The following is a 20,789-nucleotide window of genomic DNA, read 5'->3' as shown; positions in this document are numbered from 1 at the left end:
TACGACGGTCAGACCGCCGGACGCCAGCCGAGCGCGGGACCGAGCTTCGTCGCCATGTCGGTGAGGATCTGCACATAGTCCTCGTGCGCGAAGGTGAACGGCAGCGCGAAGGCCACCTCGTCCACCTCCCGGAACGCCGGGTCCGCCCGCAGCCGCTCGGCCAGTTCCGCCGAGGTGCCGACCAGGTCCGGCGCGAACAGCAGCCGCGCCGGGCCCTGCGGGGCGGTGGTGCGCGGCAGCCGCTTCGCCGCGAACTCGGCGTACCGGGCGCGCTGTCCGGGGGTCGCCGAGTCGGTGGGTATCACCACCAGGCCCTGCGAGATGCGGGCCGCCTCGCCGTCGGGGTGGTGCGCCCGGAACTCCCGGACGAGGGACCGCTGTATCTCCGCGAAGTCGTACGGCCCCTCACCCGGGCCCGCCGCCTTGACGACGCTGCTGGTCAGGAAGTTCATGCCGTGCTCGCCCGCCCAGCGCGCCGAGCCAAGGCTGCCGCCGCCGTACCACAGCCGGCCGCCGAGCCCGGGGGAGTGCGGCTGCACCACATCGCTGAACACCTCGAAGCCCCGGGTCCCGCTGAAGTCGCTGGCGGGCTTGCCGCGCACGAGGTCCAGGAGCCGCCGCACCCGCTCGTAGCCGAAGTCCTCGATGTCGCCGGTGTCCGGGTACAGGGCGTCCTTCACCTGGTCGTAGTGCATCGGCGGGCCCACGCTGAGCCCCGGGTTCAGCCGGCCGCCGGACAGCAGGTCGACGGTCGCCAGGTCCTCGGCGAGGCGCAGCGGGTTCTCCCAGCCGAGCGGTATGACCGCGGTGCCCAGTTCGATGCGGCGGGTGCGCTGGGAGGCGGCGGCGAGGACGGCGACCGGGGACGAGATGCCGTACTGGAGATGGCGGTGGCGCACCCAGGCGCTGTCGAAGCCGAGCCGCTCGCCCAGTTCGATGATCTCCAGCGTGGACTCGTGGCCCCGGGCCGGGTCCGCCGGGTCGAACAGGCCGATGGTGAGGAAGCCCAGCTTGCGCAGGGGGCGTGGGGTGGACGGCACGGGCTCCTCCAGCGGTCGTACAGCGGTTCTGCGTCGAGTGTGGCAGCCGAGTGTGACAACTGTGTGATCGGTTTTCGGAGCGGGGCCCGCACCCACCGGCGGGGTGGCGTCGGCGGGTTCACTTCAGGGGGTTGCTTCAGCGGGATGACGACCTCGTCCTCGATCGGGGGGTGTCCAGTTCCTGCGGGCGTAGAGGTGGCTGCGGAACGCGAGCGAGTCGCCGCGCAGCGGACAGCGCTGGTAGTTGTGGATGTCGCCGCCGATCGCGGCCACGTAGTGGTGCTCCGGGTCCCGGACGACGTCGTCCACCGTGCCGCCGCCGTCGATGGGGCAGGGGTGGTGCTCGCCGTCGACGTACAGCGGCGACCCGGTGATCAGGATCTTCGGGCGCGGGCGCGGGCGCGGGCGTGGGGCCGAGCGGCGGGGTGTCGGCGCGGAAGACCCGTATGAGGGCACCGAGGTCCTCGTACCAGTCGTGGTTGCCGGGTATCGCGTACATCGGCGCCGGGCCACCCGCCGGCCGCGGGTGCGGCCGGTGGGGTCGCCGAACCAGGAGGCCGGCGCGCCGTTGCGGGCCGCCCACAGCGTCCTGGGGTCCAGCCAGGACACCCTCCGGACGTGGGGCGGCAGCAACTGCCGGTAGGCCCCCGGCTCGGCCGAGCCCCAGTCGGCGCCCTTTGCGGTGTCGCGTGAGGAGTCGGACACGCGAAGCACCGTAACAACGCGCCGACCAGCGGCGGGAGGCCGGGGCTCGGGCCGACTCCGCGCGGCGGCGGGCCCGTTCGGCGCGGGCGCGCGAGCTATCCGGGCAGACCGGCCAGCCAGTCGATGAGCAGGCGGTTCGTCTCCTCGGGGCGCTCCTGCTGGACCCAGTGGCCGCAGTCGTCGAGCAGATGCGAGGAGACCAGGCCGGGCAGGGTGACCGGGAACGCCTTGACGGCGCCGGACAGCCAGGACAGGGTGACGTCCTGGGCACCGGCGATGAACAGGGACGGCTGGGTGAGCGGGGCGCCGTCATGGGCGGCGAGGTCGGTCCAGTCGCGGTCCATGTTCCGGTAGCGGTTGAGCGGTCCGGTCAGCCCGGTCCGCTCGAACTCGCCCGCGTAGAAGTCGAGTTCCTCCTTGCCGAGCCAGCCGGGCGGCGGGCCGTCGGGGCACCGGTCGCGCAGGGTGCCGCCGGGGCTGATGAGGTACGGGGCGGGTTCGTCGGGTCCGGGCATGGTCCCGGCGGACAGGGCCCGGTAGAAGCCCGCGAGCCAGCCGCGCACATCCGGCTCGATCTCGGCCTCGGCGCGGCCCGGCTCCTGGAAGTAGGAGATGTAGAACTCGCCCTGCTCGCCGCCCATGTGGGCGAAGAGCTCGGTGGGCCGCGGGCCGCCGCGCGGGGTGAACGGCACGCTGAGCATGCCCACCGCCCGGAACACCTCGGGCCGGAACAGACCCGAGGTGGAGGCGATGGGGGAGCCCCAGTCGTGGCCGACGATCACCGCCGACTCCTCACCGAGGGCGCGCACCACCGAGACGTTGTCCGCCACGAGTTCGGTCAGCCGGTAGGCGTCCACCGCGGCCGGTTTGGAGGACCTGCCGTAGCCGCGCACATCGATGGCCACCGCCCGGTACCCGGCCGCCGCGAGGGCCGGCAGCTGGTGGCGCCAGGAGTACCAGGACTCCGGGAAGCCGTGCACCAGCAGCACCAGCGGGCCGCTGCCCTGTTCCACGAGGTGGATCCGCCCGGTCTCGGTGGACACCAGGCGGTGCGTCGGTTCGGTGGGGTGTGTCATGAGCCCTCCCATGGGCTGTCGAGTGGACTTCGGCTGTCGGGTGAAGGGGAATTCAGGCCGTTTCGCGGTGCAACGAGGCGATGGCGTGCGCGGTCGCGGTGCCGATCGCGGCATTGATCGCGGCGTCGTCCGCGCCCGCCGACGACCGGGTGAAGACGGCGGCGGCGTACCGGCGGCCGTCCGGGTACGAGACGACGCCCACCTCATCGCGTACGATCCCGGCGAGCCCGCCGCTCTTGGCGGCCACCCGCACGGGCGTCCGGAACCCGCTCGCGATCCGGTGCCGGGTGAGCTGGCGGCCCATGACGGCCCGCACCCGCGCGCAGGCTTCCGCCGGCCCCGCCTGCCCGCTCCACAGGAGCCGCAGCAGCCGCACCATGTCGCGCGCCGTCGTACGGGTGCCCACGCCGGGGGTCAGCGCCCGCGTCGTCGGCGGCCCTGCGTCGGCGAGCGCCGATTCGGCCGCCGGGGCACGCCCCGACCAGTCCACGAGATCCGCCCAGCCCGCGCGGCCGAGGTCCTGGCCGATGGAGTCCAGCAGGGTGCGCAGATCGGACCGGACGGCCGTGTTCCGCAGCCCGAGCCGCGCGGCCGTCGCGTTCAGGGTGTCGACACCGAGCCGGTTCATCAGCGCGTCGGTGCACGGGTTGTCGCTGATGGTCAGCATCAGGACCACCATGTCCCGCCAGGACAGCGCGACATCGTCCTCGAACAGCGACACCCCGGCCAAACCGGGGGTGCGTTCGGGGGCGCCCAGCACCATCCGCTCCCGTGGATCCAGCAGGCCCTCGGCGAACCAGGTCTCCGCCGCCGGCGCCACCAGCACCTTCACCACCGACGCCGGCACCACGGGTTGATCGGCGCCGAACCCGAACTCCTCATTTCCATCCAGGGGTTGGACGAACAGAGTGCCCGTGCACCCGGCCCGCTCGAAGACTGCCCGTACCTCGTCGACCGCCATGGAGACGATCTTCCCAGGGCGGCCTCCCCTGTCACAGGCGCCCCAACACTTGTTTCATGAACGTGAATCGGCCACTGGGGAAGCTCACAGCGACGTCATAGGGAAAACCCTCGATTGGCTCCCACGCTGATGACATGGACGGTTCAAGACTGTCATTCTCCCAGCGCACGCCGATCCCCCACGAGCGCACCACGGATCTCGGTCCCGCACAGCACCGCCCACCGGACAGCAGACCCGGCTGTCCGGTCCCTCACCGGCCGCGACCCGGCGGCCTCCGCAGGAGGAGTAAGAGTGAGACCCCACAGACCCCTTTCTCACGGACGTCTTCCCCAGGGACGTCTCTCCAAGCGGGCCACGGTCGGAGCCGCGCTGCTCTCCACCGCGGCCCTCTTCGCCGTCGGTATGCAGGCCGGCCCGGCGACGGCCGCGCCCACCGCGCACCACCTCAGCCCCCTGCGCGTCGGCGCCCTGGAGGCCAGGCTCAGCCCGGCCCAGCACAAGGCCCTGATCCAGAGCGCCCAGGACAGGACATCCGACACCGCCCGCACCCTCGGCCTCGGCGCCAAGGAGAAGCTGGTCGTCAAGGACGTCACCAAGGACGCCGACGGTACCCTGCACACCCGCTACGAGCGGACCTACGACGGTCTGCCCGTCCTCGGCGGCGACCTCATCGTGCACACCCCGCCCGCCTCGCTGGCGGCCGGCACCGTGAGCGCCACGTACAACAACAAGAACAAGATCCAGGTCGCCTCGACCACGGCGACCTACACCAAGGCCGCCGCCGAGAGCAAGGCGCTGAAGACCGCCAAGGCCCTGGACGCCGCGAAGCCCGCCGCGGACAGCGCCCGCAAGGTGATCTGGGCCGGCAGCGGCACCCCGAAGCTTGCCTGGGAGACCGTGATCGGCGGCTTCCAGGACGACGGCACGCCGAGCAAGCTGCACGTCATCACCGATGCCACCACCGGCAAGGAGCTGTACCGGTACCAGGGCATCGAGACCGGCGTCGGCAACACCCGCTACAGCGGCCAGGTCTCGCTGACCTCGACCCAGTCGGGCTCGTCGTACAACCTGACCGACAATACGCGCGGCGGGCACAAGACGTACAACCTGAACCACGGCTCCTCCGGCACCGGCACCCTGTTCTCGCAGAGCAGCGACACCTGGGGCGACGGCACCAACTCCAACGCCGCCACGGCCGGCGCGGACGCCGCCTACGGCGCGCAGGAGACGTGGGACTTCTACAAGAACACCTTCGGGCGCAGCGGCATCAAGAACGACGGTGTCGGCGCCTACTCCCGGACGCACTACGGCAACTCGTACGTGAACGCGTTCTGGGACGACAGCTGCTTCTGCATGACGTACGGCGACGGCTCCGGGAACAACGACCCGCTGACCGCGCTGGACGTGGCCGGCCACGAGATGAGCCACGGTGTCACCTCCAACACCGCCGGCCTCGAATACTCGGGCGAGTCGGGCGGTCTGAACGAGGCGACCTCCGACATCTTCGGCACCGGCGTGGAGTTCTACGCGAACAACAGCTCGGACCCCGGTGACTACCTCATCGGCGAGAAGATCAACATCAACGGCGACGGCACCCCGCTGCGCTACATGGACAAGCCGAGCAAGGACGGCGGTTCGGCGGACAGCTGGTACTCGGGCGTCGGCAACCTCGACGTGCACTACTCCTCGGGTCCGGCGAACCACATGTTCTACCTGCTCTCCGAGGGCAGCGGCACCAAGGTCATCAACGGTGTGACCTACAACAGCCCGACCTCCGACGGTGTCGCCGTCACCGGCATCGGCCGGGACGCCGCCCTCCAGATCTGGTACAAGGCGCTGACGTCGTACATGACGTCCAGCACGAACTACGCCGCCGCCCGCACCGCGGCGCTCAACGCGGCCGCCGCGCTCTACGGCGCCAACTCCGCGCAGTACGCGGGTGTCGGCAACGCCTTCGCGGGCATCAACGTCGGCAGCCACATCACCCCGCCGAGCAGCGGTGTGACGGTCACCAACCCGGGCAGCCAGTCCTCCACCGTGGGCACGGCGGTCAGCCTCCAGGTCCAGGCGAGCAGCACCAACAGCGGCTCCCTGACCTACAGCGCCTCGGGCCTGCCGACCGGTCTGTCGATCAACGGCTCCACCGGTGTGATCTCCGGTACGCCGTCCGCGGCCGGCAGCTACAGCACCACCGTCACGGTGAAGGACTCCACCGGCGCGACCGGTACCGCGACCTTCTCCTGGACCGTCAGCACCGGCGGTGGCGGCGGCTGCTCCTCGACCCAGCTGCTGGCCAACCCGGGCTTCGAGTCGGGCAGCACCGGCTGGACCGCGAGCAGCGGTGTCATCACCACGGACAGCGGCCAGGCGGCCCACGGCGGCTCCTACAAGGCGTGGCTGAACGGCTACGGCACCACGCACACCGACAGCCTGTCCCAGTCGGTGACGATCCCCGCGGGCTGCAAGGCGAGCCTGTCCTTCTACCTGCACATCGACACCGCCGAGACCACCACCAGCACCGCGTACGACAAGCTGACGGTGACCGCCGGTTCGACCACCCTCGCCTCGTACTCGAACCTGAACAAGGCCTCGGGCTACGTCCAGAAGACCTTCGACCTGTCCTCGCTGGCGGGCCAGACGGTCACGCTGAAGTTCAACGGCGTCGAGGACTCCTCGCTCCAGACCAGCTTCGTCGTGGACGACACGTCCCTGACCACCAGCTGATCGCCCGCACCGGCTGAACACCGGCCGAACCGAAGGGTCCCGCTCCCCGGCCGGGGAGCGGGACCTTCTCATGCGGTCAGTCCAGCGGACCCAGTGCGAGGTACGCCTGCTGCGGATCGCCGTCGTTGACCAGCGACTCCTGGTTGCCGACGTCGTCGAAGGCGAACGCGTACGCCTTGCCGTCGGACATCCGCGCGTGCACCGCCTTCGCGTACTGGTTGGTCACCGCGTCCTGGTAGAAGTCGCCCGGCGTGTTGTCCGGCGCCTGCGAACTCACCAGCAGCGTCGAGCGGTTGAAGCCCGCGCACAGCGTGCGGGAGATGGGCCCGCGCACGGCGTCGTTGGGCGCGTCGAGCAGCTTGTGGCAGCCGAACACGCTGTCCGCGTCCGGCTTCTGGAAGCTGGTGACGACCGCGCCGGAGGTGTCGGTGAAGTTCATGACGTCCCCCGAGACCCGGCCGTAGAACTTCTTGTCCGGCTGATCGGCGAACGGCGTGACGGTCAGCGTCGACGACGCGTACTTCTGCCAGACCCGGTTCACGTAGTCGTCCATCGCGCTCGCGGGCAGCGCGCCGGTCTCCACGCCGTACAGCGGCGACAGCGCGCGCAGCACCGAGCCGTCGGAGCCCGTCTGGATCAGCCCCGACCAGCCGCCCGGCTGGGCGCGCAGGGCGTCGAAGAACCCCGACCACCCGCCCTGCTTGAGCTGCCCGGTGGTGCTGACGCTCCCGTCGGCGCGGCGCACCCCGACGGAGTACGGCGCCGAGAACATGTCCACCTGGGTGCTGTTGAGCCACAGCCCGGAGTCGTTGAGCGTGTACTCGGACCAGTTGAAGAGGATGTCGTGGTTGGGGTCGGACGGGTTCTGCACGGCCGGCTGCACCAGACCGCCCGTGGTGAGCTTGAAGACGAGCTTCTGGCCGTAGGAGAAGTAGATCCGGCCGGAGAACTTCGGTATGCGGATCGTGGCCGACTGCCCGGCGGCCGGTCCCGGAATCGCCGCGTCCGGCGCGGGAGTCGGCGGATTGCCGCCCGCCGGCCAGGCGTGGAAGGCGCCGTTCGCGTCCGCCCAGCCCTGCTGCCCGGAGGACAGCTGGGTGCCGAGGTCGTAGAGGTAGACGGGCTGGGTGCGGCCCGAGTTGTTGGTGATGGTCAGCGCGATGGTGTCCGGTACGGCCGCCCTGGCGTGTTGGGGGACGCCGAGGGCGAGCGCTCCGCCGACGAGGGCGGTGGCGGCGGCCAGGGGCAGCGCGCGCCGGGTTCGAGTGTGCGGCACTCTCCACCTCCGTGTGGGGGTCGGGGTCGTACGGACCGCCGATCTCGGGCCCGTACCTGTCTGAGAGCGCTCTCAGACTGGTGCCGAAGTCGTAGCCATGTCAACGACTTCGGCGTGACTTCCCGTTGCCCGAAGGTGTCACCGCACCCACCCGGCGCCCACCACGGGGCGGGCGCCGTGGGCCGGTGCCGAACGGTTCGGAGAGCGCGGGAGGTTGGGGACGCTCCGCGGGTGCAGAAGGCTCCGCGGGCTCAGAAGGCGCGGTCGAGCAGGGCCAGCAGCGCCGACCAGTGGCGCTCGTCGGCCTCCCGGTCGTACGCGGGGGTGTCGGCCTGGGTGTAGCCGTGCTGCGCGCCCGGATACACCTCGCAGGTGTGGCGCACCCCGGCCGCGTCCAGCGCCTGCTCCAGCTCGCGGATCTGCTCGGCCGGCATGGAGGCGTCCTGGTCGGCGAAGCCGAAGTACAGCTCGGCGGTGACGTCCCGGACACCCCGGTGCGGGCTGTCCGGGGCGTCCGTGACCAGCTTGCCGCCGTGGAAACCGGCCGCCGCGGCCACCCGGCGGGGGTGCGTGGCGGCCGTGCGCAGGGCGAGCCGGGCACCCATGCAGTAGCCGGTCAGCGCGACGGGGCCGTCGGTGACGAACGGGTTGTCCGCGAGGAAGCCCAGGTAGGCGTCGGCGTCCCGCCGGGACTGCTCGGGGGTGAGGGAGCCCATCACCGGGCCGATGCGCTGCCAGATGCCCGGGTCGGCCGCCGGGTCGATGAACTCCGGCAGCTCGCCGAGCGGGGTGGTGCCGTGCCGGTAGAAGACGTTCGGCACCAGGACCGTGTACCCGGCCGACGCCAGCCGGTCGGCCATCGAGCGCAGCTGGGGACGCAGTCCGTAGGCGTCCTGGTACAGCAGGACCCCCGGGTGCGGCTCGCCGTCGGCGGGATGGGCGAGGTAGGCGTCGGCGGTGCCGTCCTCGGTGGGGATCTCGACGGATGCTCCCTGTACGTCGGTCATGATGACGGGCCTCCTGGGGGGAAGGGATGGCGGGAAGGGATGGCGGGCGGCGGGTGCCCGGGTACGCCGGTGTCCTGCGCGAACAGGCGGCGCGAGCGGGCGGAACTCATGCTGCCACGCAAGATCCGGACCCTCGCGGGCGGTCCGCCGAACCGCCCCCCCGCCGTCACTCGAACCGTGACGTGTCGCCCGCGCCCCGCCGCACGATCTCCGCCTCGCCACCGGAGAAGTCGACCACCGTGGTCGGCTCGGTGCCGCACTCCCCGGAGTCGACCACCGCGTCCACCACATGGTCGAGGCGGTCCTTGATCTCCCAGCCCTGGGTCATCGGCTCCTCCTCGTCCGGCAGCAGCAGCGTGCTGGACAGCAGCGGCTCGCCCAGCTCGGCCAGCAGCGCCTGGGTGACCACATGGTCCGGGATGCGCACACCCACGGTCTTCTTCTTCGGGTGCATCAGCTTGCGCGGGACCTCACGGGTGGCCGGGAGGATGAAGGTGTAGCTGCCGGGGGTGGACGCCTTCACGGCCCGGAACACATCGTTGTCCACCCGCACGAACTGCCCGAGCTGCGCGAAGTCACGGCACATCAGCGTGAAGTGATGGCGGTCGTCCAGCCGGCGGATGGCCCGGATCCGGTCCACGCCGTCCTGGCTGCCCAGCCGGCAGCCGAGCGCGTAGCAGGAGTCGGTCGGATATGCGATCAGCGCCCCCGACCGCACCGAGTCGGCGATCTGCGCGATGCTGCGGGCCTGCGGGTTCTCGGGGTGCACATCGAAGTACTTCGCCATTCACCGAGCTTATGCCGTCGCCCGGGGCGACGCGGGCAGCGGGGTGCGCCGTCTGTCGCACGGACCGCCTGGCGCACGAACCCCGGTAGCCCCGCGCGCACCCGGTCCGCGGCGCCCCGGGATCCCCGGGAATCCCCTGGTGCGACCCCGGAAAATCCCCTGGTGTATCCCCGGTACCGGCGGGCACCCGAACCCTGAGCCATCCGGAGCCCTCCCCCCGGCCCCGGAGGCGTTGCCTCCGTCGGCGGCCCCACCCCCCCGGGTCGCCGGCGGAGCCATGTCCGGCCGGACGGCCAGGTGAACCGTCGGGTAACGTCCCGCTGCGAACATCGGCCGACAGGAAAGACAGGGGAGGGACACGTGGCCCGCCGAACGGAGGAGGAGCCGGTGTCCCGGCCGTCGTACGGAACCGACAGCGCCTGGGCGCGCGAGCTGCTCGACCAGCTGCGCCCCGCGGGGCGCGGTCTCGACCGGCTGATCGCCTGGCTCGCCCGCAGCACCGGATCCGCGGTGCGTCTCCAGGACGCGCGCGGCGCCCTCCTCGCCGAAGCGGGGGAGCGGCCCGCCCTGGACCCCGCCGTCGTCGCCGAGGTGGCCGCGGGCCGGGTCTCCGCCGCCGCGCTGGAGGACGGCACCCGCCATGTGCGCCTGGTCGGGATACGGCACCCGGGCCCCGCCCCGGCCGCCTCCGCCGTACTGGCCGTGGCCCGCCCCGAGCCCTTCGACCGGCACACCACCGACATCCTCGGGCACACCGCGGGCATACTCGAACTCCTGCTGCGCGAGCGCGAGTTGGCACACGCCGGCTACCGGCTGCGGCGGGCCACCGCCGATCTGCGCCTCGCCATCCTGCAACTGCTGATGGTGGAGGACATCGTCTCCGCCCGCCGGGTCGCCGCGGGACTGTGGCCCGGACTGCTGGAGAACGACACCGCCCGTGTGTACGTCATCGAGGGCACCGCCGCCGAACGCGACCGGCTCGCCGACGACTGCGGGGCGGCCACCAGCGGCGGCGCCCTCGTGGTGCGCTGCCCGGCGATGGACGAGCACGTCATCGTGCTCGGCCCGGCCACCGAGGTGGAGGAGCGGCTGCGCTCCCTGGTCGCCGTACGGCCCGGCACCTACCTCGGCGGCAGCCCCCGCCAGCGCCTCGCCCTGACCGCCACCGCCTACGGACAGGCCGTCACCGCCCTCGCCGTGGCCCGCTTCAGCCCGGAGCGGACCGCCGTCTACGCCGAACGCACCCGCCCCGCCCGCCTGATGGACCCGGCCGCGCTGCACGCCTGGTCGGCCGCCGTGCTGCGTCCGCTCGACACGCTGCCGTACCACGTGCGCGCCGAACTGCTCGCCACCACCCGGCTGGGCCTGGAGTTCACCGCCGTGAGCACGGCCAAGGTGCTCGGCGTCAGCCGCAACACGGTGCGCGCCCGCATGGACCGGGTCGCCGCGCTCCTCGGCGCCGACTTCTCCGCCCTGGCCGTGCGCGCGGTGGCGCACATCGCGCTCAACACCGAGGCGGCGCACGGCCCGTACGACACCGAGGGCAGCGCCCCCGCCGCGCCGACCGGGTTCGCGGACCTGCTCGGCGGGGACGCGCTGCGCTCCTGGGCCGAGGGGCTGCTCGGGCGCCTCGACGCCGACGGCCGGGATCTGCGCGGCACCCTGCGCGCCTGGCTGGCCGCCGACGCCAACGCCGGGCCCGCCGCGACGGCGCGGGGGGTGCACGCCCAGACCGTACGGGAGCATGTGCGGGCCGCCGAACCCGTCCTGGAGCGCCGGCTGCTGGCCGGGGGCACCGATCTGTACGAGGTCGTCCTCGCCCATCTCGTCACCGGTGAACTCCCCGTCCCCGCCCTCGGCACGGCGAACCGGGACCAAGCGGACGCGGCTGTGCACCGGTGAGTGCTACGCGCGTGGCGCCGGGCACCGGTGCGCTGGTACGGACCGTGTGTCGCACGTAAGTTCACTTCTCAGCGGGGCACGACCGGGACGGGGGGCCGGTCGGGGCCCCGCTCGCCGGTCTCGCGAGCCTCGCCCTGCGCACCGCCGGGCCGGAGCCCGAGCGCACCTGAGGCGTCGTACCGCACCTGTCCGGGCCGCCCGCTAGGACTCCTGCGGCCCGCGCGGCGGGGCGGCGAGGACGGTCAGTGTGCCGTTGGCCTGCCGCAGGGCGTCCTCCAGGGTGCCGGGGGAGTGCAGGATGCCGGTGCCGTCGGGCGGTACCAGCCACTCCAGGGAGCGGGCGGGCCGGTAGGGCGGCGGTACGGCGACCCAGGAGCCCCTGGTCGCGTAGCGAAGCCCCGCGCCGACCCAGCCCCCGTCCGGGTCCGGCGGCAGGAAGAAGCCGACCCGGCCGGCCGTGAGGTCCACCAGGGTCGGGCCCGGCACCGGCAGCGCGGGCCGCCACAGCAGGTCCAGGGTGAGCAGCCCCAGCCGCTCGGGAACGCTGAGCACGTCCCAGAAGCGCCCCGCCTCCAGCAGTGCGATCCCCTCCCCGTGATCCCACTCCCACTTGCACGCGCGCGGGTCGGCCGCCGATGCCGCCAGCCACTCCACGCCCCGCATCCACATCGTGTTCGTCATGCACTGCTCCGCGTTCTCGGGCACTCGGTGCGTCCGCACAGCAACCCGGCATATGCATGTTCGTAGATATTTCTATGCGGCGGAAGGGGTGGCGCGGCCTGGCGTTTCTGTCGAAGCGTTCGAACTCCGCGTGCCGATTCGTCAGCCGGACGAAGGGGAGAGGTCACCCTTCCGAGCGTGGCGTGCCGCTATGACGCATGATTCGAGTGTCTCAGCGATCGAATCATGCGCCAAGCTCTTGAGAAGGACATGGTTCCGGTCGTAGCCTCACGCTGTTCCGTCGACCGATTCAGCGAGGTTTTCCATGGACCGCACCCGCCTGCGCACCCTCCTGGCCCGCGAGAGCGCCGAGGCCGAGCGTCGTAACCCGCGCTCGCGCGCCGCGTACGCCGGGGCCGGCCATCTCTTCGGCCGGGTGCCGATGACCTGGATGAACAAGACGGCCGGAGCCTTCCCCCGGTATCTGGCGGGGGCGCGCGGCGCCCGGGTGAGCGATGTGGACGGGCACGAGTACATCGACTTCTGCCTCGGCGACACCGGAGCGATGGCGGGCCACTCGCCCGCGGCGGTCACCGAGGCGGTCCAGCGGCGCTTCGCCGGACTCGGCGGCGCCACCGCCATGCTGCCCACCGAGGACGCCGAGTGGGTCGGCGCCGAGCTGACCCGGCGCTTCGGCCCGGCCCGCTGGAGCTTCTCGCTCACCGCGACCGACGCCAACCGCTGGGCGATCCGGCTCGCCCGCGCCGTCACCGGGCGCCCGAAGATCCTCTTCAACAGCTACTGCTACCACGGCAGCGTGGACGAGTCGCTGATCGTCACCGGCCCGGACGGCGAGGGCACCGCCCGCCCCGGGAACGTCGGCGCGCCCTGCGAGGTGACCCTCACCAGCCGGGTCGCCGAGTTCAACGACCTCGCCGCGCTGGAGCGCGAACTCGCCCACGGCGACGTGGCCGCGGTCCTCATGGAACCCGCCCTCACCAACATCGGCATCGTGCTGCCCGAACCCGGCTACCTCGCCGGTGTCCGCGAGCTGACCAGGCGCTACGGCACGCTGCTGATCAACGACGAGACGCACACCTTCTCCGCGGGCCCCGGCGGCTGCACCGGCGCCTGGGACCTGGAACCGGACATGCTCACCATCGGCAAGGCCATCGGCGGCGGCATCCCGGCCGGTGCCTACGGCCTCTCCGCCGAGCTGGCCGACCGGCTGCTGGCCCGCGCCGACCTCGACCTCGTCGACATGGGCGGCGTCGGCGGCACCCTCGCGGGCAACGCCCTGTCGGTCGCGGCCACCCGCGCCACCCTCGAACACGTCCTCACCGACGAGGCGTTCGACCGGATGGGCAAGCTGTGCGAACGCTTCGAGGCGGGCGTGCGCTCCGGCATCGAGGCGTACGCCCTGCCCTGGTCGGTGAGCCGGCTCGGAGCGCGGACCGAGTACCGCTTCACCGCGCCCGCGCCGCGCACCGGCACCGAGTCCGCGGCGGCCGCCGACGCCGGGCTGGAGGACTTCCTGCACCTCTACCTCGCCAACCGGGGCATCCTGCTCACCCCGTTCCACAACATGGCCCTGATGTGCCCCGACACCACCGAGCAGGACGTCGACCGGCACACCGAGGTGTTCGCCGCCGCCCTCGCCGAACTGGCGGGATGAGCAAAGAGGCATGATGACGGCCATGGACGACATCGACCGGGCCATCCTGCGCGAACTCCAGACCGACGGCCGTATCGCCTACGCCGACCTCGGACCCAAGGTGGGCCTGTCCGCCTCGGCGGCCCGGCAGCGGCTCCAGCGGCTGCTGGACTCCCGGGCCGTCCAAGTGGTCGGCGTCACCGACCCGATGGCGATGGGCGGCCAGGCCATGGCACTGCTCGGCATCGGCGTGGACGGCGACCCGCGCGCCGTCGCCGACGCCCTCGCCGAGCGGCCCGAGGTCGTGTACTCGGTGCTCACCTCCGGCGGCTTCGACCTCTTCGCCGAGGTGGTCGCGCCCGGCCCGAAGGCCCTGCTGGACCTCGTCAACGACGTGGTCCGCCCGATCGAGGGCGTCCGCGAGATCAGGTCCTTCCCGTACTTCGGCATTCACACCCACCGGTTCCTGTGGGACGTGGGGTGACCGGGGCCGGGCGAAGAGCCCGCCCTGGTACGGCGCGGACGCGGGCCTGCCGACCGGGTCAGGCGGGCCGGCCGCCCGGCACCGGGGCCAGGACCAGCATCGTCGCGTCGTCGCGGACCTCGTAGCGCAGCCGCGCCAGGTCGTCCCACACGGCGGTGGGCAGCTCGCCGTCCCGGGTGTCCGCGAGGGCGGCCAGCCGGTCCGGCAGCGGATAGAAGACCCCGGAGCGGTTCCGTGCCTCCCACACCCCGTCGGAGGCCACCAGCAGCCGGTCGCCCGGTTCCAGCGGCACCGTGACCTCCTTCGGCGGATCGGCCCCGACCAGACCGATCCCCAGCGGGGCGCCGGGTGTCGCGGTGATCTCCCGCGCGTCGCCCTCCCGCAGCAGGACCGGCGCCGGATGCCCGCAGGCCACCACCCGCATCGTGGGCGCGCCGGCCGGGAACTCCACCAGCACCGCCGTCGCGAACAGCTCCCCGTCCGGCGTGCCCGCCGCGTCCGTCTCCAGCCGGCGGTCCATCCGGGCCGCCACCGACTCCAGGTCCTGCTGGTCCAGGACCGCCTCCCGGAAAGCGCCCAGCAGGGACACCACGGTCGAGACCGCCGCCAGCCCGTGCCCGCGCACATCGCCCATCACCGCCCGTACGCCGTACGGCCCTTCGCGCACATCGAAGAAGTCCCCGCCCACCAGCGTGCCGTTCTCCGCCGCCCGGTAGAAACCCGTGCAGCCGACACGCCCGACCCGCTCGGGCAGCGGCGGCATCACCGCCCGCTGCACGGCCTCGCCGATCGTGCGCTCCACCTGGAGCTGGGCGTCGCGGCGGCTGCGCACGAACGACACGAACACGCTGAGCAGGGCGACGAAGACGATGGTGAGCAGATCGGTGTTGCCGGGCCGGTTCAGATGGGTCTCGGGCACGTTCAGGGCCACGACCACCAGGACGCCGAGCAGGGCGGTGACGAGCGGGCCGTACGACAGGACCGCCAGCGGCGGGATCGCGCCCAGCAGGAATCCGAGGTCGCCGGCGTGGGTGGTGACGGTCGAGGCCAGCGTCACCCCGACCAGCAGCAGCACCGGCAGCAGCCGGATCCACCACGGCGGCGGCGCGCCCCGCAGCCAGCCGCGATCCTCCTGGCTCCTTCGCGAGGACCATGCGCGCACCGATAGCACAAGCCCACGCTACGCCGCCCCCGGGAGGAGGGCCCGTCGGTCGCTCCCCCGTACGCGGATGAGCGGTACGGACAACCGACGGACGTCGGCCGAGCGGCCTGGTCAGCGTGTGAGCGACGCGCACCGTGCACACCTGTTCCACACCATGCCCGACCCGCTGGCCCTCGCCGAGAAGCACCGGCTGGTCACCTTCCGCCCCGTATGGCAGCGCGTCGCCCTGCGCGACGGCCGCACCGTGGCCCGCGCCGCCCGGTGGGGGCGCGCCGCGGACACCGAACCACTGCTGATCAACTGGCTGGACGTGGCCGAGGGCGAGGAGACGGCCGGCGCCGAACCGCTGCGGACCGCGCCCTGGCGCCCCGACGAGCTCGAACTCGACCTGCCGGGCGGCTGGCGCGACGACCCGGGGCTGCGGGCCGCCGCCGAGACCCGCGCCACCGCGGCGCGCATGGCCGGCTACACGCCCCTGGTCGAGCGCTTCCTCTGCCGCTGGACCCCGGCCTGCGGCCTGCCCGAGCGCCCCGGCCGCCTGGTCTTCACCCCCGGAACCGGACGACGCCGTCTTCCTCGGCCTGCTGAGCCGCGTCCACTCCGTCACCCTCGACGCGCCCGCCCGCCGGGCCGTCGCGCAGGGCGGCGCCGAACAGGCCGCCCAGGAGGAGCTGGACATCTTCTACCGGGCCGAGGGCGCTGTCAGTGCCGGGTGACATGCTGAGCGCGCGGTGACCGGCGGCGGGACGGAGGAGGGGCCATGGGGTTCGAGGACCAGGTGTGGCGTGTGCGGTCCGGCGAGGAGCCGGTCGGCGAGATCGTGATCGAAGAGGCAGGCTTCCCGTGGCTGAACGGCGCGTTCACCCCCGCCGCCGGCTTCGCCGCCGTACGCGAGCTGTTCGCCCGGGAGCTGGTCCTGATGGACGAGGAGGACTGGGAGGGGGCCGATCTCGTGTACGAGGAGATACGGCGCCGGGTCACCCTCGCGTCCCCCCGCGGGGCCGGTCCCCGAGTTCCTGCTGCGCATCGAGGGGGACCGGGCGTGGTTCCGGTGGAGCGACGAGCCGTTCGAGGAGGACGGCGGGGCCGGGCGGGAGGGCGGTTGACAGGGGTGGAGACGGGGCGCTTTCCAAGATCGGGTGGTTCATGCCTCCGGCCGGGAAATTCCTTCCTTCGGGGGCACTTGGGCGGCTTTTTCTCACCGGGAGCCGGTGGCGAGCCGATAGTGGAGCCGCCGCCGGGCCCGCGAAGACCGGCGGTTCTTGAGCACCGTACGACCGGAGGGGAAAACACCATGGCCACCACCGAGGCGAACAACCGCGTCGAGCTCGTCTTCTCACTGTTCGACGCCAACGGCAACGGCGTCCTGGACCCCGGGGACTTCGAGCTGATGGGCAGGCGGGTGGTCGAGGCCGTGCCCGAGGCCGCGGACGGCGCGAAGCACCGGATGCTCAAGGCGTTCCAGGGCTACTGGGACACCCTGCGCACCGAGCTGGACGCCGACGGCGACGGGCAGGTCAGCCCCGAGGAGTTCAACGCCATCGTGCTCGACCCCCAGAGGTTCGACGTCACCGTCAACGAGTTCGCCGAATCCCTCGCCGCGCTGGGCGACCCGGACGGCGACGGCTATGTCGAACGCCCGCACTTCGTCGCCCTGATGACGGCCATCGGCTTCCAGCGCCCCAACATCGAGGCCCTGTTCGACGCCTTCGAGCCGGTCCACGGCGACCGCGTCCCCGTGGTCACCTGGGCCGACGGCATCCGCGACTACTACCGCCCCGAGAAGTCCGGCATCCCCGGCGACCACCTCACCACGGGCACCGGCCAGTGACCCACGACCCGAGCGCCCCCGTCATCGGACTGGCCGTGGGCCGGGGCACCGGACCCGAACTCGCGGACGTCTTCGAGCGGGTGCTCGGCGCGCTGACCGCCGGGCACCCGGGCACCGTGACGATCGAGCGCTCCCCGCGGCTCTACCACTCCTACCACTCGCTGCGCGGCGAACCCGACATCGCCCGGATCCGCGAGCTGACCGCCGCGGACGCCGACCACTACGAACGGTTCTGCCGCACCCGTGCCGAGCGGGGCACGACGGCGGTCTTCCGGACCGCCGTCAACGCCCAGTCCCTGTACCTCGTCCGCCGGCGCCTGCGCGCCGTCAAGGTGGACCTCCTCGGCGCCGACGGCCGCTCCCTGCTGCTGGTGCGCGACCAGGCACAGGGGTTCTACACCGGGGAGAACGCGCACACGCCCGGCGAGATCACCCGCACCATGACCTTCGGCCGGGAGATCACCCGCAGCGTGGTCCGCTACGCCCTGCGCCGGGCCCGGCAGGAGTGGCCGGACGGGCGGATCGGCCGCGTCGTCATGGCGTACAAGTTCCATCTCCTGGACGGCGCGCTGGACGCCTGGGTGAGCGAACTCGCGGCGGAACTCGGCGTGGAGATCGGCCTGTTCCAGCCGGACACGGTCAACCGCAACCTCATCACCCACGGCCTGCCCGACCGGACGCTGCTGATCGCCGGGAACGAATGGGCCGACATCATGCACGTCATGCTCCTCGACCGGTTCGGCTCCGACCGGCAGGAGAACCGTTGCACCGAGAACGTCTTCCTCGACCCGGCGCTGGCCGGACTCACCGAGTACCAGACGGTGCACGGCTCCGCCGACGACATCGCGGGCCGGGGCCTCGTCAATCCGGTGGCGACCATCCGCGCCGCCGCGCGCGTCGCCGAGGGACACGCCGGACGAACCGGCGCGGTCGAGGCCGTCGAGAAGGCGCTGCGGATCCTGGAGGAACGGGGCATATCCACGCCCGACCTCGGCGGCCGGCACTCCACCACCGCCGTGGCCGACGCCCTGCTCGACGCCCTCGACACCCCCGGCGCCGGGACACCGTCGGACGCCGCCCTGGCCGGCGGCTCATGACCGGCCCGACGGGGGAGCGCACGGCCCTGGTCGTCGTGGACGTGCAGAACGACTTCTGCACCGGCCCGACCGCCCTGGCCCGCTTCGGCGGCGACCCCGCCGTCCTGGACGCGGCCGTCGCCGGCACCGTCCGGGCGGTGGCCGAGGCCCGCGCGCGCGACGTGGAGGTGGTCTTCGTACGGTTCACCGGCGACCCCGAACACCAGGGCGCCGCCTGGCGGTCGCGGGACCACGCCCTCGGCAAGCGGCCGAAGTGCCTGGAGGGCTCCTGGGGCGCCGAGTTCCACCGGGTCGCCCCGGCCCCGGGCGAGCACGTCTTCACCAAGCGCGCCCGCTTCGACGCCTTCCTCGGCGAGGGCTTCGAGGACCACCTCGGCGCCCGGGGCGTCGGCCACCTGGTCTTCGCCGGGGTGTACGCCGACGTGTGCGTGGACACCACCGCCCGCACGGCGTTCCAGAAGGGCTTCCATGTGACCGTCCTGACGGACTGCACCACGGCCCTGCATCTGCCCTACGACGACGTCCTGCGCTTCATGCGCGTCGTCTACGGCGCCCGGACGACCACCTCCCGCGACCCGGCGGCCTGGACCGCACCGGCCCTCGGGCCCGAGGAGGTGCCGTGCGTACGGCAGGAGGCCTGACCGCCGGGGTGGCCCGGGGCGTGGGCCGCACCGCCCTGCTGGTGGCCGCGGCCCGCGCCATCGAGACGCATCGCCCCGACGCGCTGGCCCGGGACCCGTTCGCCGAGCACTTCGTGCGCGCGGCGGCGGCCTCGGCGAACTGGCCGGTGCGTCCCGGGCAGGTGCCCGACGGGGACGCCGACCCGCTGTGGGGCCGGCTCGGCCGGTACTTCGCGCTGCGCACCCGCGTCCTGGACGACCATCTGCTGCGCTCCGCCCATCTGGGCGTGCGCCAGGTGGTCATCCTCGGCGCGGGCCTGGACTGCCGGGCGTACCGGCTGGACTGGCCGCCGGGGTGCGCGGTGTACGAGGTGGACACGGCGGAGGTGCTGGCCTTCAAGCAGACGGTCCTCGACCGGCTCCGGGCCGCCCCCGCGGCCGAGCGCCGCCCGCTCGCGGCCGACCTGCGCGAGGACTGGGCCGACGGGCTGCTGTCCGCGGGCTTCGACCCGGCCGAACCCACGGCGTGGCTGGCCGAGGGGCTGCTGCTGTATCTCCCGGCGGCGGCCGAACGGCGGCTCGTCGCCACGATCGACCGGCTCAGCGCGGCGGACAGCACCCTGGCGTACGAGATCAAGGACCTCGCGGAGTCCCCGCAGGTGCGCTCGAGCCCCGTCTACACCGACACCCGCCGGCGCATCGGCATCGACCTGCTCGCCCTCTTCGACGGCGAGCCCCGCCCCGACTCGGCCGCCGAACTCGCCGCCCTGGACTGGACGGTGACCGTCCGCACGCCCTACGACTTCACCCGCCGCCACGGCCGCGGCCCGCTCCCGGAACCGAACGACGCCCTGGCCGCCAACCGCTGGATCTTCGCGGCGGCGTCGCGGGACAGGGCGCCCGTGGTCACTCCGTGTGCGCCGCCAGGCGGGCCTCCGCCGCCGCCAGGATCTCCGTGACCCGCAGACCGAAGGACGCGTCGCAGGGGTGCGGGCGGCCGGTCCCGGCGGAGACCAGGAGGGCGTCGGCGGCTCGGGTGAGGGCGGTGACGGCGTCCTCGGAGGCGGCGGGCATGACCGTGGCGCCGGATTCGCCGCGCAGCTCGTACTCGGTGCCCGCGGCCGCCGGTGGCACCGTCTGGCTGAGGGTGACCGTGCTGGAGGCCCCGGCGGCATGGTCGAGGATCAGGTGCACGGTGCCTTGCGGGCCGTGGCCCGCCGCCACCACCCGGGTGACGTCACCGAGGATCGGCATCAGCACGGACAGCGCGTGCGGGCCCAGGTCCCACAGCGCGCCCTTCTCCTGACGCCACGGAGAGGCCGCGAAGGGGCTGTCGGTCGTGAACACCGCCCCCAGCCAGTGCGCCCGCGCCGTGAACCAGCCCGCCAGCGCGGCCTGTTCCTCGATCCACGCCTGGGGCTCCTTCTGGAAGCGCGCGGTGAAGAACACCACCGAGGCCACCCCGGTACGCTCCGCCTCCTCGGCCACCGCACGCGCGTCGGCGACCGACAGCGCGAGCGGCTTGTCGAGGAGCAGATGCCGCCCGGCCCGCGCCGCCCGCGCCGCCAGCGGGGCCTGCACGGAGGGCGGCAGGGCGACCGCTACCGCGTCCACGTCGGCCAGCAGCGCGTCCACGTCGGCGTACGGCCTGACGTCGTACCGCTGGGCCAGCTCGGCGGCCGCCTCCGGGCGGCGGCCCCACACCCCGGCGAACTCCAGGCCGGGGTGCCCGGCGAGGGCGGGGGCGTAGGCCGCCGTCGCCCAGGGGCCCGTTCCCAGCAGTCCGATGCGCATATGACGTTC

17 protein-coding genes and 3 pseudogenes are annotated in these 20,789 nt (G+C 72.9%); 10 read left to right on the top strand and 10 right to left on the bottom strand.

What is annotated here, in order from left to right; genetic code table 11:
* Positions 1-8: 8 nt before the first annotated feature.
* The 4 genes and pseudogenes from QHG49_RS03000 to QHG49_RS02985 form a co-directional block, all read right to left on the bottom strand.
* Positions 9-1,040 carry an LLM class flavin-dependent oxidoreductase gene (locus tag QHG49_RS03000; protein WP_159698451.1) on the bottom strand — a complete coding sequence of 344 codons (1,032 nt, stop codon included), beginning with the start codon at positions 1,038-1,040 and terminating at the stop codon, positions 9-11.
* 180 nt (positions 1,041-1,220) lie between these two features.
* Positions 1,221-1,745 (bottom strand): annotated as a pseudogene (locus QHG49_RS02995) (hypothetical protein); the annotation flags it as partial.
* Between the two features lie 95 nt (positions 1,746-1,840).
* Positions 1,841-2,821, bottom strand: a complete 981-nt coding sequence (locus tag QHG49_RS02990; protein ID WP_301487139.1) for an alpha/beta fold hydrolase — start codon at positions 2,819-2,821, stop codon at positions 1,841-1,843.
* 52 nt (positions 2,822-2,873) lie between these two features.
* On the bottom strand, positions 2,874-3,782 hold the full coding sequence (locus QHG49_RS02985; RefSeq protein WP_301487138.1) for a serine hydrolase: 909 nt from the start codon (positions 3,780-3,782) through the stop codon (positions 2,874-2,876).
* A 402-nt stretch (positions 3,783-4,184) separates the two neighbouring features.
* Between QHG49_RS02985 and QHG49_RS02980 the strand changes: the two genes are divergently transcribed.
* Complete coding sequence (locus tag QHG49_RS02980) at positions 4,185-6,506, top strand: M4 family metallopeptidase (RefSeq protein ID WP_301492678.1); 2,322 nt, start codon at positions 4,185-4,187, stop codon at positions 6,504-6,506.
* Between the two features lie 76 nt (positions 6,507-6,582).
* Here the strand turns inward: QHG49_RS02980 and QHG49_RS02975 are convergent, their stop codons facing one another.
* From QHG49_RS02975 to QHG49_RS02965, 3 genes are all read right to left on the bottom strand, one after another.
* Positions 6,583-7,782 carry a glycoside hydrolase family 64 protein gene (locus QHG49_RS02975; RefSeq protein ID WP_301487137.1) on the bottom strand — a complete coding sequence of 400 codons (1,200 nt, stop codon included), beginning with the start codon at positions 7,780-7,782 and terminating at the stop codon, positions 6,583-6,585.
* A gap of 251 nt (positions 7,783-8,033) precedes the next feature.
* Entirely contained in the window at positions 8,034-8,789 is a 756-nt protein-coding gene (locus QHG49_RS02970; RefSeq protein ID WP_301487136.1) for a dienelactone hydrolase family protein, read from the bottom strand.
* 166 nt (positions 8,790-8,955) lie between these two features.
* On the bottom strand, positions 8,956-9,576 hold the full coding sequence (locus tag QHG49_RS02965) for an L-threonylcarbamoyladenylate synthase (protein WP_167532395.1): 621 nt from the start codon (positions 9,574-9,576) through the stop codon (positions 8,956-8,958).
* A gap of 360 nt (positions 9,577-9,936) precedes the next feature.
* On the opposite strand from QHG49_RS02965, the gene QHG49_RS02960 reads away from it, so the two are divergent.
* Positions 9,937-11,478, top strand: a complete 1,542-nt coding sequence (locus tag QHG49_RS02960) for a helix-turn-helix domain-containing protein (protein WP_145489742.1) — start codon at positions 9,937-9,939, stop codon at positions 11,476-11,478.
* Positions 11,479-11,679: 201 nt separating this feature from the next.
* Here QHG49_RS02960 and QHG49_RS02955 read toward each other — a convergent pair whose 3' ends face one another.
* Positions 11,680-12,159, bottom strand: a complete 480-nt coding sequence (locus tag QHG49_RS02955) for a hypothetical protein (protein WP_159698436.1) — start codon at positions 12,157-12,159, stop codon at positions 11,680-11,682.
* A gap of 304 nt (positions 12,160-12,463) precedes the next feature.
* Between QHG49_RS02955 and QHG49_RS02950 the strand changes: the two genes are divergently transcribed.
* Together QHG49_RS02950 and QHG49_RS02945 are read left to right on the top strand one after the other, a co-directional pair.
* A complete protein-coding gene (locus tag QHG49_RS02950) occupies positions 12,464-13,813 on the top strand; it encodes a transaminase (RefSeq protein WP_301487135.1) in 1,350 nt (449 codons plus the stop codon).
* A 22-nt stretch (positions 13,814-13,835) separates the two neighbouring features.
* On the top strand, positions 13,836-14,276 hold the full coding sequence (locus tag QHG49_RS02945) for an Lrp/AsnC family transcriptional regulator (protein ID WP_145489735.1): 441 nt from the start codon (positions 13,836-13,838) through the stop codon (positions 14,274-14,276).
* Positions 14,277-14,334: 58 nt separating this feature from the next.
* Here the strand turns inward: QHG49_RS02945 and QHG49_RS02940 are convergent, their stop codons facing one another.
* Positions 14,335-15,447, bottom strand: coding sequence for a PP2C family protein-serine/threonine phosphatase (locus QHG49_RS02940; RefSeq protein ID WP_301487134.1), 1,113 nt, complete (start codon positions 15,445-15,447; stop codon positions 14,335-14,337).
* Positions 15,448-15,592: 145 nt separating this feature from the next.
* Here QHG49_RS02940 and QHG49_RS02935 point away from each other — a divergent pair.
* The 6 genes and pseudogenes from QHG49_RS02935 to QHG49_RS02910 form a co-directional block, all read left to right on the top strand.
* Positions 15,593-16,121: pseudogene (locus tag QHG49_RS02935) on the top strand (GNAT family N-acetyltransferase); the annotation flags it as partial.
* A 77-nt stretch (positions 16,122-16,198) separates the two neighbouring features.
* Positions 16,199-16,544: pseudogene (locus tag QHG49_RS02930) on the top strand (hypothetical protein).
* A 188-nt stretch (positions 16,545-16,732) separates the two neighbouring features.
* Positions 16,733-17,269, top strand: coding sequence for an EF-hand domain-containing protein (locus tag QHG49_RS33995; protein WP_145489729.1), 537 nt, complete (start codon positions 16,733-16,735; stop codon positions 17,267-17,269).
* Complete coding sequence (locus tag QHG49_RS02920; RefSeq protein ID WP_201300496.1) at positions 17,266-18,366, top strand: isocitrate/isopropylmalate family dehydrogenase; 1,101 nt, start codon at positions 17,266-17,268, stop codon at positions 18,364-18,366. Before QHG49_RS33995 ends, QHG49_RS02920 begins: the two co-directional genes overlap by 4 nt.
* A complete protein-coding gene (locus QHG49_RS02915) occupies positions 18,363-19,007 on the top strand; it encodes a cysteine hydrolase family protein (protein WP_145489726.1) in 645 nt (214 codons plus the stop codon). Before QHG49_RS02920 ends, QHG49_RS02915 begins: the two co-directional genes overlap by 4 nt.
* Entirely contained in the window at positions 18,986-19,945 is a 960-nt protein-coding gene (locus QHG49_RS02910; RefSeq protein WP_244320349.1) for an SAM-dependent methyltransferase, read from the top strand. Before QHG49_RS02915 ends, QHG49_RS02910 begins: the two co-directional genes overlap by 22 nt.
* On the opposite strand, the gene QHG49_RS02905 is transcribed toward QHG49_RS02910, so the two are convergent.
* Entirely contained in the window at positions 19,893-20,780 is an 888-nt protein-coding gene (locus QHG49_RS02905) for a Gfo/Idh/MocA family protein (RefSeq protein ID WP_301487133.1), read from the bottom strand. The genes QHG49_RS02910 and QHG49_RS02905 overlap by 53 nt on opposite strands.
* Positions 20,781-20,789 lie beyond the last annotated feature (9 nt).

The organism is Streptomyces sp. WP-1 (assembly GCF_030450125.1).
In the GTDB taxonomy this organism is placed as follows: Bacteria; Actinomycetota; Actinomycetes; order Streptomycetales; family Streptomycetaceae; genus Streptomyces; species Streptomyces incarnatus.
This window is presented reverse-complemented; position numbering and strand designations above follow the sequence as displayed.

Bases quoted from the DNA above. Each gene is read 5' to 3' on its own strand.
- QHG49_RS02980 (WP_301492678.1), top strand. From the start codon at position 4,185: ATGCAGGCCGGCCCGGCGACGGCCGCGCCCACCGCGCACCACCTCAGC.
- QHG49_RS33995 (WP_145489729.1), top strand. From the start codon at position 16,733: ATGGCCACCACCGAGGCGAACAACCGCGTCGAGCTCGTCTTCTCACTG.
- QHG49_RS02990 (WP_301487139.1), bottom strand. From the start codon at position 2,821: ATGACACACCCCACCGAACCGACGCACCGCCTGGTGTCCACCGAGACC.
- QHG49_RS02965 (WP_167532395.1), bottom strand. From the start codon at position 9,576: ATGGCGAAGTACTTCGATGTGCACCCCGAGAACCCGCAGGCCCGCAGC.
- QHG49_RS02970 (WP_301487136.1), bottom strand. From the start codon at position 8,789: ATGACCGACGTACAGGGAGCATCCGTCGAGATCCCCACCGAGGACGGC.
- QHG49_RS02905 (WP_301487133.1), bottom strand. From the start codon at position 20,780: ATGCGCATCGGACTGCTGGGAACGGGCCCCTGGGCGACGGCGGCCTAC.
- QHG49_RS02950 (WP_301487135.1), top strand. From the start codon at position 12,464: ATGGACCGCACCCGCCTGCGCACCCTCCTGGCCCGCGAGAGCGCCGAG.
- QHG49_RS02985 (WP_301487138.1), bottom strand. From the start codon at position 3,782: ATGGCGGTCGACGAGGTACGGGCAGTCTTCGAGCGGGCCGGGTGCACG.
- QHG49_RS02945 (WP_145489735.1), top strand. From the start codon at position 13,836: ATGGACGACATCGACCGGGCCATCCTGCGCGAACTCCAGACCGACGGC.
- QHG49_RS02955 (WP_159698436.1), bottom strand. From the start codon at position 12,159: ATGACGAACACGATGTGGATGCGGGGCGTGGAGTGGCTGGCGGCATCG.
- QHG49_RS02915 (WP_145489726.1), top strand. From the start codon at position 18,363: ATGACCGGCCCGACGGGGGAGCGCACGGCCCTGGTCGTCGTGGACGTG.